The organism is Burkholderia sp. (assembly GCF_018375725.1).
GTDB lineage: Bacteria > Pseudomonadota > Gammaproteobacteria > Burkholderiales > Burkholderiaceae > Burkholderia.
The window spans coordinates 1-16,095 of record NZ_JAHACR010000069.1; the positions used below are offsets into that span (position 1 = coordinate 1).

General features: G+C 66.0%; 15 protein-coding genes. 8 read left to right on the plus strand and 7 right to left on the minus strand.

What is annotated here, in order from left to right; all coding sequences use genetic code 11:
- Both KH616_RS10910 and KH616_RS10915 read left to right on the plus strand, forming a co-directional pair.
- On the plus strand, positions 1-435 hold a 435-nt coding region (locus tag KH616_RS10910), incomplete at its 5' end, for a transaldolase family protein (protein WP_292243964.1).
- Between the two features lie 285 nt (positions 436-720).
- Complete coding sequence (locus tag KH616_RS10915) at positions 721-1,170, plus strand: VOC family protein (RefSeq protein ID WP_292243966.1); 450 nt, start codon at positions 721-723, stop codon at positions 1,168-1,170.
- A gap of 92 nt (positions 1,171-1,262) precedes the next feature.
- Here KH616_RS10915 and mctP read toward each other — a convergent pair whose 3' ends face one another.
- From mctP to KH616_RS10950, 7 genes are all read right to left on the minus strand, one after another.
- Entirely contained in the window at positions 1,263-2,813 is a 1,551-nt protein-coding gene (mctP, locus tag KH616_RS10920; protein ID WP_292243968.1) for a monocarboxylate uptake permease MctP, read from the minus strand.
- The gene (locus KH616_RS10925) at positions 2,810-3,052 is read right to left on the minus strand and encodes a DUF3311 domain-containing protein (RefSeq protein ID WP_292243970.1); all 243 of its coding nucleotides are present in this window, start codon (positions 3,050-3,052) and stop codon (positions 2,810-2,812) included. Before KH616_RS10925 ends, mctP begins: the two co-directional genes overlap by 4 nt.
- A 198-nt stretch (positions 3,053-3,250) precedes the next feature.
- Complete coding sequence (locus KH616_RS10930) at positions 3,251-4,168, minus strand: spermidine synthase (RefSeq protein WP_292243971.1); 918 nt, start codon at positions 4,166-4,168, stop codon at positions 3,251-3,253.
- Positions 4,169-4,284: 116 nt separating this feature from the next.
- Positions 4,285-4,761 carry a DNA-deoxyinosine glycosylase gene (locus KH616_RS10935; protein ID WP_292243973.1) on the minus strand — a complete coding sequence of 159 codons (477 nt, stop codon included), beginning with the start codon at positions 4,759-4,761 and terminating at the stop codon, positions 4,285-4,287.
- Positions 4,761-5,348, minus strand: coding sequence for a chorismate lyase (locus KH616_RS10940; RefSeq protein ID WP_292243986.1), 588 nt, complete (start codon positions 5,346-5,348; stop codon positions 4,761-4,763). The genes KH616_RS10935 and KH616_RS10940 overlap by 1 nt, the downstream gene beginning before the upstream one ends.
- 8 nt (positions 5,349-5,356) lie before the next feature.
- Entirely contained in the window at positions 5,357-7,255 is a 1,899-nt protein-coding gene (gene htpG / locus KH616_RS10945) for a molecular chaperone HtpG (protein WP_292243974.1), read from the minus strand.
- A gap of 109 nt (positions 7,256-7,364) precedes the next feature.
- Entirely contained in the window at positions 7,365-8,822 is a 1,458-nt protein-coding gene (locus tag KH616_RS10950) for a PLP-dependent aminotransferase family protein (RefSeq protein ID WP_292243976.1), read from the minus strand.
- A gap of 230 nt (positions 8,823-9,052) precedes the next feature.
- Here KH616_RS10950 and KH616_RS10955 point away from each other — a divergent pair, with 230 nt between their 5' ends.
- The 6 genes from KH616_RS10955 to KH616_RS10980 all read left to right on the plus strand — a co-directional run.
- Entirely contained in the window at positions 9,053-9,961 is a 909-nt protein-coding gene (locus KH616_RS10955) for a DMT family transporter (RefSeq protein ID WP_292243978.1), read from the plus strand.
- 151 nt (positions 9,962-10,112) lie between these two features.
- Positions 10,113-11,294, plus strand: a complete 1,182-nt coding sequence (locus KH616_RS10960; protein ID WP_292243979.1) for a PLP-dependent aminotransferase family protein — start codon at positions 10,113-10,115, stop codon at positions 11,292-11,294.
- A 41-nt stretch (positions 11,295-11,335) separates the two neighbouring features.
- Positions 11,336-11,794, plus strand: a complete 459-nt coding sequence (locus tag KH616_RS10965) for a RidA family protein (RefSeq protein WP_292243981.1) — start codon at positions 11,336-11,338, stop codon at positions 11,792-11,794.
- 13 nt (positions 11,795-11,807) lie between these two features.
- Positions 11,808-12,695 carry a PhzF family phenazine biosynthesis protein gene (locus KH616_RS10970; protein WP_292243983.1) on the plus strand — a complete coding sequence of 296 codons (888 nt, stop codon included), beginning with the start codon at positions 11,808-11,810 and terminating at the stop codon, positions 12,693-12,695.
- Positions 12,696-12,902: 207 nt separating this feature from the next.
- Positions 12,903-15,242, plus strand: a complete 2,340-nt coding sequence (locus KH616_RS10975; RefSeq protein ID WP_292243984.1) for an EAL domain-containing protein — start codon at positions 12,903-12,905, stop codon at positions 15,240-15,242.
- Between the two features lie 155 nt (positions 15,243-15,397).
- Positions 15,398-16,095 (plus strand): chromate transporter (locus tag KH616_RS10980; RefSeq protein ID WP_292243985.1); only part of this gene is annotated, 698 nt, incomplete at its 3' end.

Here is a 16,095-nt window from a genome sequence, read left to right on the forward strand (position 1 = left end):
GGCCGCATCTACGACTGGTACAAGAAGCAGGCCGGCGCCGAATGGAATGAAGCGACGAACGGCGGCGCGAACGACCCGGGCGTGCAGTCGGTGCGACGCATCTACACGTACTACAAGACTTTCGACTACCGCACCGAGGTGATGGGTGCAAGCTTCCGCACGACGAGCCAGATCGTCGAGCTGGCCGGCTGCGACCTGCTGACCATCAGTCCCGATTTGCTGCAGAAGCTGCAGGACAGCACCGAGACGGTCACGCGCAAGCTGTCGCCGGAAGCGCTCATCGATGCGCCGGCCGCACGCGTCGCGATCGACGAAGCGTCGTTCCGCTTCCAGCTGAACGACGACGCCATGGCAACCGAGAAGCTGGCCGAAGGCATTCGCCTGTTCTCCGCCGATGCCGTGAAGCTCGAAAAGATGATCGACGCGCTGCGCTGAACGCCGGCATCCGCCCCTCGTCAACGGCCGCGCACCTCGTGTTCGCGGCCGTTTTATTTTCATCCTGTCGTCGACTGCACGCACTACAATCCACGTCACGGACGCGCCGGCCGCTTCCCGGCATGCCCGCCCCTTTTCACCACGATGCGATGCATCGGATCGAAGCCGATGCCGACACACGCATTCCGGCCGGCATCGGCGCGATCGCACCCCCGGCGTTGCATGGAACCGAACCCGGCGCTGGCGCGTGTGGCTCGGCCGACCTCTGTTCAACAGGAGACGACAATGCAAGTACAACCGTATCTGAGTTTTTACGGGCAGGCCGAAGCAGCATTGAAGTTCTATGAAAAGGCGCTCGGCGCAAAGACGATGTTCATGATGCGTTTCAAGGACGCACCGCCCAATCCCGACTACCCGGTCACGCCGGAGGTCGCGGACAAGATCATGCACGCGAGCTTCACGATCGGCGATTCGATGCTGATGTGCTCGGATGGCGACTGCCGCAACACGAGCGGCACGCACAGCGGCTACGCGCTGTCGCTGAACCCCGCCACCGTCGACGAAGGCAAGAAGCTGTTCGACGCGCTCGCCGAGGACGGCAACGTGACGATGCCCTTCCAGAAAACCTTCTGGGCGCTCGGTTTCGGCATGGTGAAGGATCGCTTCGGCGTGCAATGGATGGTCAACGTCGAGGATCTGTCGCAGCGCGACGAACTCGCGAAGCGCGCGCAGTAGCACTGCTCGCGGTTAACGTAAAAATGCCCGTCACCTTGCGGTGGCGGGCATTTTTACTTCTGCGCGGCATGCGACCGGCCGCGCATCCTGCATCAGCTTTCGACGACGTCGAGATAATCCTCCGGCCGCGTGCGGTCTTCCGCGTGCGACATGCGCAGCAGGCGCACGACGATGCTCACGACGATCGCGACGACGAGGTTCACGATCAGCGACCACACCGCTGCGTAGCCCGGAATCGCATAGCCGAACAGATGGATCGCGAAAATCGAGCTCGCGAGCTTCAGCGAGATCGCCATCCACGTGCCGCACACGAGACCGGCGACCCAGCCGAGCAGCAGGCCGCGATAGTCGAGCACGCGCGTGTAAAGGCCGAGCACGATCGCAGGCAGCGTCTGGATGATCCAGATGCCGCCGAGCAGCTGCAACTGGATCGCATAGGTCAGCGGCAGCCCGATGATGAATGCGACCGCACCGATCTTCACGATCAGCGATACCAGCTTCGCGACGTGGGTTTCCTGTTCGTGCGTCATGTTGCGGTTGATGAACTCGCGGTGAATATTGCGCGTGTAGAGATTCGCCGCCGCGATCGACATGATGGCCGCCGGCACGAGCGCGCCGATGCCGATCGCCGCGAACGCGACCCCGACGAACCACGACGGGAAATATTCGAGGAACAGCGCAGGCACCGCAAAGTTCGGGCCGAATGCCTTGAAGTAGGCCGCGTACTGCGGCATGTCCTTCACGCCCGACGCGAGCGCCATGTAGCCGAGCAACGCGAGCAGGCCGAGCACGAACGAATACGCGGGCAGCATCGCCATGTTGCGGCGGATCGAGTTGCCGGACGACGACGACAGGATCGCCGTGACCGAGTGCGGATACAGGAACAGCGCAAGCGCCGAGCCGATCGCGAGCGTCGTATACGCGCTGAAGCCGTTCAGGCTTGCGGCGTCCGGCGCCTTCAGCAGCAGCTTCGCCGGCGGCACGTGACTGAAGATCTGCCCGAAGCCGCCGAGTTTCGCCGGGATCACGACGACGGCCGCGGCGATCGTCACGTAGATCAGGATGTCCTTCACGATCGCGATCATCGCGGGCGCGCGCAGTCCGGACGTATACGTGTAGGCGGCGAGAATCGCGAACGCGATGATGAGCGGAAGATCCCCGACGAAGCCCTTGGTATCGAAGCCCAGTGCGCCGATCACGACCTCGATGCCGACGAGTTGCAGCGCGATGTACGGCATCGTCGCGACAATGCCCGTCACCGCGACCGCGAGCGCGAGCATGCGGCTGCCGTAGCGCGCGCTGACGAAGTCGGCGGCCGTCACGTAGCCGTGACGCTTCGCGATGCTCCACAGCTTCGGAAACACGACGAACGCGAACGGATAGATGAGGATGGTGTAAGGCAGCGCGAAGAAACCCATCGCGCCTGCGCCGAATACGAGCGCCGGCACCGCGACGAACGTGTACGCGGTATACAGGTCGCCGCCGAGCAGGAACCAGGTGACGATCGTGCCGAAGCGGCGGCCGCCCAGGCCCCACTCGTCGAGATGCGCGAGATCGCCGCGCCGCCAGTTGGCGGCAAGGAAACCGATGATCGTGACGCCGACGAAAAACAGGACGAAGACCGAGGTAGCGACGATATTCATCGGCCACCTCCTTGCGAACCGCCCGCTTTCCAGGCGTTCTTGGTCTTGAAGTAGACGAACGCGGTAATCACCGCGCTAATGAAGACCCACAGCAGTTGATACCAGTAGAAGTACGGAAAGCCGAACCATTGCGGATCGACCTTGTTGTACGACGGCACCCAGACCATTGCGATCAGCGGCAGAACCAGCAGCCAGAGCCAGCGCTTGGCGGCCCGATTGGCGTCGGCGTCGTGAGCCATGACGTCTCCTCATCATTCCCGGTTGTACATGTTGTTGACGGGTACGGCGGCCGGCGGGAGCGACGAAGCGGGTAGGCTGCGGCGCCCCTGGCCTCGCGCCAGTATAGGAGCCGCATCGACACGGTCAAGCGGGGGCGAACCCGAAGGGATCCGTCCCCGCCATGAAAGCGCGGCCGCATGCGGCGCGCGCATGGTGCGTCAGATGGCGAACGACGTCGCGCGCGGCGCGACCGATGCCTTCAGGGCTTTCACCCACGAACGGGCGGGCAGGTTCAATTGCGTCTCGATCAGCTTCGCGCGGTCGTCGAGCTGGGTGAACGTCACGTCGAGCGGCGGCCCCGAAAATGCGAGCGCGATCCGGTTGCCGTCGTGCACCTCCGGCAGCGCGATCACGCGGTTGTCGAATGCCGCGTTCAGGTGCTTCATGTTGCGCACGAAGCTCGGGTGATCGCCGAACAGGTTGATTGTCGCGATGCCCGCGTCGGCGAGACAGCCGCGCACGGCGCGATAGAACGCGACGGTGTCGAGCACCGGTCCGCGCGCGGTCGCATCGTACAGGTCGATCTGGATCGCACCGGTCGTGCCGCGGTTGGCCGGATCGTTGACGAAATCCCACGCGTCCGCTTCGTGAATGGTCAGGCGCGCGTCGTCGGGCGGCATCTCGAACATCGTGCGTGCGGCCACTATCACGGCCGGGTTCAGTTCGACCGCCTCGACCTTCGCGCGCGGCAAAAAGCGATGCGCAAACTTGGTCAGCGCGCCGGTGCCGAGACCGAGCTGGACGACCCGCTCGGGCGTCTCGAGAAACAGCAGCCACGCCATCATCTGCTGCGCGTATTCGAGCTCGATGTGAAGCGGCTTCGAGATCCGCATCGCACCCTGCACCCATTCGGTGCCGAAGTGCAGGTAGCGCACGCCGCGCTCCTCGGAGAACGTCACGGGCGCGAAGCGCGGCTTGCGCGGCGCTTCGAGGACCGGAACGTCGTCATGTTCGTCGATGTCGGTGCGGCGCTTGACGCGTACCGGCTTGAGCTTGGCGGAGCCGTTGTAGGACGAGGGCTCGCCGCGCTTGAATGCACGCGCCTCGGCGGACGCGCGCTTGATCAGTCGGGTCATGGATGAATCTCGCAGGGGTGGAGCAATTTTTGCGACCGAGAGGATAGCATTCGCCGACTTGCGTCCGAAGTGCTGGAGAAATGGGACGGCGACTCGATGCGCTTCATCGAATGCCGTCAGGAAAGAATCGTCCGCCAACACGAGAGTTTCTGATCGAACGACAGCATCGCGTTCGCGGGGCTCGACGATGGCAACACGAGCGTCTCGTATCCCGCCTTGCCGATCACGTCGGCAAACCGCCCCGCGGTCTTGCCGTTGAAACACACCTTCTTCAACAACGGCGCATGCTCGCGCAACGAATCGAAGTCGTTCGGCTTCGCATTGCGGATCGCCGAATCGAGACTGCCTTCGCGGTGGCATGCGGCGAGCACGTCCCAGATGCCGATCCCATGCGCTAAAACGCGCTCGAGTCGCGCCTCATAACCCAGCGCGTGCAGATCCGGCTCGCCAAGCACAACACCCAACAACCGCCAGAACTGATTGCGCGGATGCGCATAATACTGCGCCGCAACCAGCGACGCCTCTCCCGGAAAACTGCCGAGAATGATCGTATGCGTATCCGGCCCGACGACCGGAGGAAACCCGCGCAGCATCACGCGGCCTCGTCCGATCGCCGCCCGTCGCCATCCACGTCGAGATGCCGCCACAATGCCGGCAGCATGCATTCCGTCACCATCAGCGGCGCGCCATGCCGCTGGAACACCGAGCGCCGCGCGGCAAACGCGTGCGGCGCCCGCGCGCCGCCAAGCGCGCGGCTCGCCAGCGCATAGAGCGGATGGCCGGCGATCACGCGCCGGCTGACGAGCGCCGAACGCTCGACCTCCGGGTCGCTGTACAGCAACTCCGCGAGCGGACGCGTACGCAGCCGCCGCATCGCCTGCCAGACACCCTTGCTCGCGGAAAGCGGCGCGATGCTGTGCGCCGCGACGTACGGCACGCCATCGACCGACAGGATCACCTCGCGCACCCAGACCGGCGTGCGCGGCGCATGTGCGAGCGCCGTGTATTCGTCGAACCACGGACAATCGACCGCCTCGCGCGTCACGCGCACGGTCACGTTGCCGAGCCGTGCGAGATGCGCGGTCAGCGAGCCGCCACGCGTCAGCCAGTCACGCTGCGCACTCGTACAGCCGGGCCGGGGCACTTCGCGCCAGCCCGCCCGTTGCGCATCGAACCGCATCCGCGTGTTCACGCGGCACGCGACAGCAAAAGCGCGTTGGTCCGCTTCACGAAACTCGCCGGATCGTCGAGCATGCCGCCTTCGGCGAGCAACGCCTGATCGAACAGCAAGTGGCACCAGTCGCCGAATTCGGCGCTGTCCGCGTTCAGCTGCCTGACGAGCGCATGCTCCGGATTGATCTCGAGGATCGGCTGGAACGACGGCGCCTTCTGGCCCGCTGCCTTCAGCATGCGCTGCAGGTAACCGCTCATGTCGTGATCGTCCGCGACGAGGCACGACGGCGAATCGGTCAGGCGGAACGTGACGCGCACGTCCTTCACCCTGTCGCCGAGCGCTTCCTTCATCTTCTCGACAACCGGCCTGATCGCCTCGCCCGCCGCTTCCTGCGCCTTCTTCTCGTCGTCGTTCAACTCGCCGAGATCGAGATCGCCGCGCGCGACGCTCACCAGCGGCCTGCCGTCGAATTCATGCAGGAACGACAGCATCCATTCGTCGACGCGGTCGGTCAGCAGCAGCACTTCGACGCCCTTCTTGCGGAACACTTCGAGATGCGGGCTGTTCTTCGCGGCCTGCCACGTATCGGCGGTCACGTAGTAGATCTTGCTTTGCTCGGGCTTCATCCGCGCGACGTAGTCGGCGAGCGACACGTTCTGCTCGTCGGTCTCGCCGTGCGTCGAGGCAAAGCGCAGCAGCTTCGCGATGCGGTCGCGATTCGCGTGATCCTCGCCGACACCCTCCTTCAGCACCTGGCCGAACGCCTGCCAGAACGTCTTGTACTTCTCCCGGCCGGCATCGTCTTCCGCGTTCGCGAGTTCCTCGAGCATCGACAGCACGCGCTTCGTCACGCCTTCGCGGATCGCCTTCACGTCGCGGCTCTCCTGCAGGATCTCGCGCGACACGTTGAGCGGCAGGTCGGCCGAATCGACGACGCCCTTCACGAAGCGCAGGTATTGCGGCAGCAGCTGCTCGGCGTCGTCCATGATGAACACGCGCTTCACATACAGCTTCAGGCCGCCGCGATAGTCGCGGTTCCACATGTCGAACGGCGCGTGCGACGGCACGAAGAGGAGCTGCGTGTATTCGCTGCGGCCCTCGACGCGGTTGTGCGTCCACGTCAGCGGATCCTGATGGTCGTGCGCGATATGCTGGTAGAACTGCTTGTACTGCTCGTCGGTGACGTCGCTCTTCGAGCGGGTCCACAGCGCGCTCGCCTGGTTGACGGTCTCGTCCTCGTCCTTCAGGACCATCTCGCCCTTTTCCTGATCCCATTCTTCCTTCTGCATCAGGATCGGCAGCGCGATGTGATCGGAATACTTCTGGATGATCGATTTCAGGCGGTGCGCCGACAGCAGATCGTCCTCGCCTTCGCGCAGATGCAGCGTGATCGTCGTGCCGCGCTGCGCGCGCTCGATCGTGTCGACCGCGAAGTCGCCCTCGCCCGCGCTTTCCCAGCGCACGCCTTCGGCGGCCGGCAGGCCCGCGCGCCGGCTCTCGACGGTGATCCTGTCAGCGACGATGAAGCCCGAATAGAAACCGACGCCGAACTGGCCGATCAGCGCCGCGTCCTTCTGCTGGTCGCCCGACAGCTTCGAGAAGAATTCCTTGGTGCCCGAACGGGCGATCGTCCCGAGGTTCGCGATCGCCTCGTCGCGGCTCATGCCGATGCCGTTGTCGTCGATCGTAAGCGTGCGCGCCGCCTTGTCGTAGGCGATGCGAATGCGCAGGTTCGGGTCGTTCTCATACAGCGCGTTGTTCGCGAGCGCCTCGAAGCGCAGCTTGTCGCAGGCGTCGGACGCATTCGACACCAGTTCGCGCAGAAAGATTTCCTTGTTGCTGTAGAGCGAATGAATCATCAGGTGGAGGAGTTGCTTGACCTCTGCCTGAAAGCTCATCGTTTCGTGTGCCATGGACCTGGTTTCCTCTTACTTGAATGGTGTGGCCCCGATGCAATGCGCGGGGCTGGATTCGTGCGTCTATCTGGGGATGGCCGGCGCGGTTTCAAGAGCCGGTGCAGCGCTACGAAGCACGTCGCGCGACCGAATCCAGATAGCGCGACAGAAAGCCCGGCAGCGCCGGATCGCCGCAATTCGCGACGTTGAAGCGGGTCCAGGACGACGGCGACTGCTGCGGCGAAAACAGGCTGCCCGGCGTCAGCAGGAAGCCCGCTTCGTGCGCCGCCGCCGCGAGCGCGTCCGAATCGACACCGGTATCGGCCCACAGAAACATCCCCGCGGCCGGCATCGTGAAGAGCCGCAGGCCCGCGCGCTCGAGCATCCGCGCGGTCTTGTCGCGCACGCCGTCGAGCCGCGCGCGCAGCCGCTCGACGTGGCGACGGTAGTGCCCTTCGGTCAGGATCTTGTACAGCACGCGCTCGTTGAGTTCCGGCGTCGTCATGCCGACCAGCATCTTCTGGTCGGTGATCGCCTTCGCAATCTCCGGCGCGCACGCGACGAATCCGACCCGCAAATTCGCCGCGAGCGTCTTCGAGAAGCTGCCGAGGAAGATCACGCGCTTCAACTGGTCGAGGCTCGCGAGGCGCGTCGCCGGATAACCCTGAGGACACAGATCGCCGTAGACGTCATCCTCGACGACGAGAAAATCGTACTGCTCGGCAAGCTTCAGGATGCGGAACGCCTGCGCGGCGGACAGCGACGTGCCGGTGGGGTTCTGCAGCACGGAGTTGATCACGAGCATCTTCGGCCGCCACATCTGCACGAGCGTCTCGAGCGCATCGAGATCCGGTCCGTCGGGCGTATACGGCATGCCGATCAGCTGGGCGCCCTGCGACGCGAAGCGGCCGAACATCTGGAACCAGGCCGGATCGCCGACGATCACCGCATCACCCGGCTTGATGTAGATCCGCGAGATCAGGTCGATCGCCTGCGTGATGCCGGAGACGAGCACCATCTGATCGGGTGCCGCACCGATCTCGATTTCCGCGAGCCGTGTCTGCAATTGCTGGCGCAGCGGCAGGAAGCCCTGCGCCGTGCCGAAACCGAGCATCTGCGCGCCGGCTTGCCGGCCGAGCGCGCGCAGCGCGCCGGTGATCAGTTCGCCGTCGAGCCAGCGGGCGGGCAGATAGCCGAGCCCCGGCCCCTTTTCCGGGCTGACGGTGTGCAGCATGTTCCGCAGCAGCCAGACCACATCGATCGTGTTGTGGACGGGTGCCGCCTCCCCGCCACGCAAGACCGGACCGGCCGGCTGCGCACCCGCGGCGCGCTCGCGCACGAAGAAGCCCGAGCCGCGCCGCGAGTCGAGATAGCCCTGCGCGACCAGCCGCTCGTACGCCTCGACGACGGTAAAGCGCGACACCCGCTTGTCGAGCGCGAGCTTGCGGATCGACGGCATCCGCATGCCGGGGCGGAACACGCGCTCGTCGATGCGCCGCCGCGCCCATTGCACGAGCTGGTCGACCAGCGTGAGCGTCGCGCTGTCGTGCGGGGCGGGAATCTGGTCGAGCGGAACGGAGGACATGGCGGCTCCAACTGTACAGAAAGGTATCGCGGCGATTGTACCGTTACTGTGCAGGTCGGCGCGATTACAGTTTGTCGGGCGGGACGTCCTGCGGCGGATCGGCGTTGTCCGGCCGCCCGCCCCGGCGCCACGCCATGGCAGGCCCGTTGCCGCTCGCAGGCCGTGCGACTGCGCCGGCCTGCGCCAAACCGGGCACCCGCCCCGATCCCGACCCTGGAGACACCCCCGACATGAATTCGCGCGAAACCCGTGGCATGCTGCTCGGCCTGATCGGCGTGATGATTTTCAGCCTGACGCTGCCGATGACGCGCATCGTCGTCACGGAGCTGCATCCGCTGCTCAACGGCCTCGGCCGCGCGCTCGCCGCGTCGATTCCCGCAGGCCTGCTGCTGTGGTGGCGCCGCGAGCGGCTGCCGACGCGCGCGCAACTGAAAAGCCTGTTCGTCGTGGCGGCGGGCGTGATCGTCGCGTTCCCGGTGTTCTCCGCGTGGGCGATGAAATCGGTACCCGCATCGCACGGCGCGGTCGTCAACGGACTGCAGCCGCTGTTCGTCGCACTGTATGCCGCGTGGCTGTCGCATGAGCGGCCGTCGAAGGCGTTCTGGGTCAGCGCCGTGGCGGGCAGCGCGCTCGTGATCGCGTTCGCGCTGCGAGACGGCGGCGGTACGCTGCAGGCGGGCGACGGGCTGATGCTCGTCGCGGTCGGCATCGGCGCGCTCGGCTATGCCGAAGGCGCGCGCCTCGCCCGCCAGATCGGCGGCTGGCAGGTGATCTGCTGGGCGCTCGTCGTCTCCGCGCCGTTTCTCGTGCTGCCGGTCGGCTGGCTCGCATGGGCGCATCACGCGGCACACCCCGGCCCGCTCGCGCTGCGCACGTGGCTCGCCTTCGGGTACGTGACCCTGTTTTCGCAATTCATCGGGTTCTTCGCGTGGTATGCGGGCCTCGCGATGGGCGGTACCGCACGCGTCGGCCAGGTGCAGCTGCTGCAGATCTTTTTCACGATCGCGTTTTCGGCGCTGCTGTTCGGCGAGACCGTGACGTCGTCGACCTGGCTGTTCGCCGGCGCCGTGATCGCGACCGTGGTACTCGGCCGCCGCGCCACGGTGGCCACGGCACCGCTTCCCGCTCGCGCAAGCTGAATTGGCGAGCGATAATGCGCGTTTTGTCCGACCGGTTGTGCCCACCCGGCCGCGCCTGACCTTTCGCCGTCGACCGCGCCTACCCGGCCCGGCTGAGCCGAACCGTCCGGCCGACCTTCCTGACTGACTTGATATCCGAACGAGGAGACGTATGAATCCGAGCGACCTGCATCCGCCGCATTGGCAACTTTCCGAACGCGCCCGCAAGCTCACGAGCTCGGCGATCCGCGAAATCCTGAAGGTCACGGAACGTCCCGAGGTCATCTCGTTCGCCGGCGGCCTGCCCGCCCCGTCCACGTTCCCGGCCGAGCGCATGCGCGCGGCCGCCGACCGCGTGCTGCGCGACGCGCCCGCCGCGGCGCTCCAGTACAGCGCGACCGAAGGCTACCTGCCGCTGCGCGAGTGGATCGCCGAGCGCTATCGCGTGCGCGTGTCGCAAGTGCTGGTCACGACCGGCTCGCAGCAGGCGCTCGACCTGCTCGGCAAGGTGCTCGTCGATCCGGGCAGCCCGATCCTCGTCGAAACCCCGACCTACCTCGGCGCACTGCAATCGTTCTCGCTGTACGAGCCGCGCTACGTGCAGGTGCCGACCGATGAACAGGGCCTGCTGCCCGAAGGCCTCACGCCGGATCTGACGCAAGGCGCGCGCCTGCTCTATGCCCAGCCGAATTTCCAGAACCCGACCGGCCGCCGCCTGCCCGTCGAGCGCCGCCGCGCGCTCGCCCGGTTCGCGCAGTCGAGCCCGTTCCCGGTGCTGGAGGACGATCCCTACGGTGCGCTCAACTACACGGGCGAGCCGCTGCCGACGATGCTGTCGATGGCGCCCGACCACGTCGTGCACCTCGGCACGTTCTCGAAGGTGCTCGCGCCGGGCCTGCGCATCGGCTACATCATTGCGCCCGAGGAACTGCACTTCAAGCTCGTCCAGGCGAAACAGGCCACCGACCTGCACACGCCGACGCTCACGCAACGCATCGCACACGAAGTGATCAAGGACGGCTTCCTAGACGAACACATCCCGTCGATCCGCAAGCTGTACAGCGCACAATGCGACGCGATGCTCGACGCGCTCGCGCGCCACATGCCGGAAGGCGTGACGTGGAACCGTCCGGAAGGCGGCATGTTCATCTGGGTCACGCTGCCGCAACAGATCGACAGCATGAAGCTGCTCGAGACGGCGGTCGCGAATCACGTCGCCTTCGTGCCCGGCGCGCCGTTCTTCGCGAACGACCCGCAACAGAACACGCTGCGCCTGTCGTTCGTGACGGTGCCGCCGGAAAAGATCGAGGAAGGCGTCGCGCGCCTCGGCAAGCTGCTGCGCGAGCGTCTCTGAACCCCATTTCCTGTCACGACTCACAACGAGGAATCGCACACATGGCAAACGTCTACGACACCCTGAAATCGCTCGGCATCGAACTCCCGACCGCCGGCGCCCCGGCAGCCGCGTACGTGATGAGCGCGCAAAGCGGCAACACGGTCTACCTGTCCGGCCACATCGCGAAGAAGGACGGCAAGGTCTGGGCCGGCAAGCTCGGCGCCGATCTCAAGACCGAAGACGGCAAGGCGGCCGCACGCGCCATCGCAATCGACCTGCTCGCGACACTGCACGCGCACACGGGCGACCTGAACAAGGTCACGCGCATCGTCAAGCTGATGAGCCTCGTCAATTCGACGCTCGATTTCACCGAGCAGCATCTGGTGACGAACGGCGCGTCCGAGCTGATCGCCGAAGTGTTCGGCGACGCGGGCAAGCATGCGCGCTCGGCATTCGGCGTCGCGCAGATCCCGCTCGGCGCGTGCGTCGAGATCGAGCTGATCGCCGAAGTCGCCTGACGCGATCGCCGCGATGACCGCCCGCCGCGTCCGCTTCAAGCAGGTCGACGTCTTCACGTCGGTACCGTTCTTGGGCAATCCGCTCGCCGTGGTCTTCGATGCCGATGCGCTCGGCGACGACGACATGCTGGCGATCGCCCGCTGGACCAACCTGTCGGAAACGACTTTCCTGTGCGCACCGACCGATCCGGCCGCGGACTACCGCGTGCGGATCTTCACAGTGGCGGGTGAACTGCCGTTTGCCGGCCACCCGACACTCGGCACCGCGCACGCGTTCCTCGAAAGCGGCGCGCGGCCGCGCACGCCGGGGAGGCTGATTCAGCAGTGCGGTGTCGGGCAGGTTGCACTGCGGCAACAGGCGAACGGCTGGGCATTCGCGGCACCGCCCGCGCGCGTCACGCCGCTGGCCGAAGCGGACTACGCGGCGCTCGAGGCGGCATTGCGCACGGCGGACATCGACCTGTCGGCCGAGCCGTGCGCGGTCGACAACGGTTCGCCGTGGCTCGTCGTGCGGCTGCAATCGGCCGACGCGTGCATCGGCCTGTCGCCGGATCCGGCCGCTTTGCTCGCGCTCACGCACCGGTACGGCACGCACGGAATCGCGGCCTATGCACCGCATCCGCCGGGCGGCCCGGCGACGTTCGAAATCCGCTGCCTGCTGGCGGGCGGCGGCGTCGGGGCCGGCGTCGGCGAAGATCCGGTCACCGGCAGCGCGAACGCCGCGCTGGCCGGGCTGCTGGCCCGCCAGCAGCGTCGCCCCGGGCCGTCGTACACGGCGCGCCAGGGCACCGCGATCGGCCGCGCCGGACAAGTCTTCGTCGAATATGACGACGACGGCGCGACCTGGATCGGCGGACATGCCGTCACGGTTGTCGACGGCACCTTCCGGCTGCCCGGCTGATATTTCATCCGGGCCGTGCGCAGCGTGCCGGCCGGCGCTATCCTGAGCACGCTATCGCAAAAACAAACCATTCAGTAATATCGGGCCTAACCCGTCGCCCGGCGCCTGTTCATGGATGAACGTTCATCTCACGGACGGATACCGGCGCGATCCTTTGTTCAGCCATCCCGCGGGATGGCGCACGCGCGCCAGGACGCCGCCCCATCGATGAGTTCCGCCCGGTCCTCTCATTCGCCGTCGACGCGACCGCTACGCGCACCGCGCAAATCGCGCAGCCGGGCGCTGTTCGCGATTCCGCTGCTTGGCACGCTGGCGCTCGCGCTGCTCTGGGCGGTCATCATCGCGCGGCTGTCGATCGAGAAGGACAGCGCATTCAAGGAAGCGGCGGCGTCGGCCGCGATCCTGTCGTCCGCGCTCGAGCAGCACACCGTGAAGGCGATCCACCAGGTCGATCAGATCACCCGCTTCGTCAAGTTCGAATTCGAGAAGTCGCCCGCGCACTTCAATCTCGCGAGCACGGTCGAGAAAGGCGTCGTGCCGAGCGATACGCTGATCCAGGTCTCGCTCGTCAATGCGAAGGGCATGCTGTTCGCAACCACCGCCGAGCACATGCCGAAGTCGGTCGACCTGTCCGACCGCGAGCACTTCAAGGTGCACGTGAAACTCAACGACGACCAGCTCTTTATCAGCAAACCGGTGCTCGGCCGCGTGTCCGGCCACTGGACGCTGCAGATGACGCGGCGTCTCAACAATCCCGACGGCAGCTTCGCGGGCGTCGTCGTGGTGTCGGAAGACCCGAGCTACTTCACGAACGATTTCTACAACAACGCGGCGATCAGCAAGGAAGGCGTGATCACCGTCGTATCCGACACGGGCGCCGTGCTCGCGCGGCGCACCGGTTCGGCGAACAACGCGCCGGGCGCATTCTCCGCGTCCGGCGTCTACCCGGTCTCGGAGCGTGCGTCGGGTACGATCGTCGACCCGATCGACGGCGTGAAGCGCATCGTCTCGTACCGCCATCTCGACGGCTATCCGCTCGCGGTGATGGTCGGGCTGTCGCTGGCCGAGGAACTCGCCGACTACAACCACACGCGCAACGTCTATCTGCTGATGACGAGCTTCATCACGCTCGCGATGCTTGCGTTTTTCGGCGTGGCCACCGGCCTGATCAACAAGTTGCTCGGCCGCGAGCGCGAGATGACGCAGCTCGCCGAATACGATCTGCTGACAGGTCTCGCGAACCGCTACGCGACGCTGCGCGGGTTGCGCAACGACGTGTCGATGCCGGCGAGCCTGTCGCGGCTCGGCCTGCTGTTCATCGACCTCGACAACTTCAAGACCGTCAACGACACGCTCGGCCACAACGCCGGCGACATCGTGCTGCAGATGACCGCGGCGCGACTGTCCGACGCGGTCGGCGACGAAGGCACGCTCGCGCGGATCGGCGGCGACGAATTCGTCGTCGTGATGAAGGGCGACGATGTCGAGCGGCGCGCGGTACGGCTTGCCGAGGCGATCATCCGGATGTTCGGCCAGCCGTTCGACGTGCGCGGCAGTTCGTTCGTGCTGCACGCGAGCATCGGCATCGCGCTGCACACGGTCGCGAACGAAAGCGAGATCGACCTGCTGAAAAAGGCCGACCTCGCGATGTACAGTGCGAAGGACGCCGGCAAGAACTGCTACCAGTTCTACGCGCCGCACCTGTCGCATCGCGCCGACCACCTGATGCGCTGGGAGCAGCAGCTGCGCGTCGCGCTTGCCGAAGGCCAGCTGTTTCTCGCGTACCAGCCGAAGATCGACCTCACGTACCGCTACATCACCGGCTTCGAGGCGCTCGCGCGCTGGGATCATCCGGAGCACGGGATCATTTCCGCGAACGAGTTCATTTCGATTGCCGAATCGACGGGCCTCATCGTGCCGATCGGCGATTTCGTGATCCGCACGGCGTGCGAGCAGATCGCGCGCTGGCGCGACGAAGGGCACGACACGCTGACGCTCGCGATCAACATCTCGCCCGTGCAGTTCTGGCGTGGCGACCTGATCGAGACGATCTCGCGCACGCTGCAGGAAACTGGGATCGAGGCGAGCCGTCTCGAACTCGAGATCACCGAGACGGCGATGATGGAATATCCGGAGCTCGTGTCCGAGAAGATCGTCGCGCTGAAAAAGCTCGGCATCCGGATCGCGCTCGACGATTTCGGCACCGGGTATTCATCGCTGTCGTACCTGCACCGCTTCTCCGTCGACACGCTGAAAGTCGACCGCTCGTTCATACAGGCGATCCCCAACGACCGCAGCGTCTGCGTGATGGTGGCGTCGATCGTGCATCTCGCCCGCTCGCTCGGGCTGACGGTCGTCGTCGAAGGCACGGAGACCGAGGAACAGGTCGCCTGGCTGTCGGCGCTCGGGGAAATCGAGGCGCAGGGCTTCCTGTTCTCGCGCCCGGTGCCGGCCGGCGGCATCCCCGCCCTGCTCGCCCGCTTCGGTGTGTGCGGCGCCCCTGCGCGCATCGTCCCGCACCGCGCGACGGGCAGCACCGGCGTGTGAGCGCGCATTCCGCCCCCCATTGTTTCGCCCGCGCAGGCAGCGTGCCGACCTAGCGTTTTCGCTCATGGATGACTGACGCCATTCGTCGGACAATGCCGGGGCAATTGCGTCTGTGAGCCGCATTTCCCTGAGCCAGGCTTGCCTGAAGAAAAGTCATGATGCGCCTCGAAGCGGTAGAACGCGTGGAGCAGCAGGAATCCCTGTGGACCTTGTTCAAGGTCGTCGCAGGTATTTCCGCCCTGTCCTGGGGCGGGCTCGCGATGATGGCGCAGCTCGAGCGCCACTACGTTCACCGGATGCAGCGCATCGAACTGCACGCGTTCGCCGATCTCGTCGCGCTCGCCTGGCTGGTGCCGGGCCCGGTCGGCTGCAACGTCGCGGTACAGGTCGGCCATACGCTGCACGGCCGCGCCGGCGCCTGGATCGCCGGCCTGGCGAGCGTGCTGCCGTTCTTCGTGATGATGACGCTGTTCGCGATCTTCTATCGCACGCCGCTCGTGCGGTCGCTCGCAGCGCCCGTGATGCTCAGCCACTTCAGCATGGTGCTCGCCGCACTGATCGGCGTCACGTGGATCAAGCAATTTCGTACGCTGGTGCGCGAGCCCATCGAGCAGACGATCGCGGCGCTGTCGACGATCCTGCTCGCGTTCGCCCATAGTCCGGCCACCTTCGTCGCGATTCTTTTCGCCGCATTCGCAGCGGGCTGGCTGACCGGTCCGTCGCCCGCCCAGGCGGCCGCACTCGCGCAGCCGCGCCGCGACCGCAAGCTGCTGGTGCTACTCGGCGTTTTCGCCATACTGTGCGCGCCACCGGTGCCCCGCAGCTACCAGGCACCGCTGGTGCGGCGGAGCAT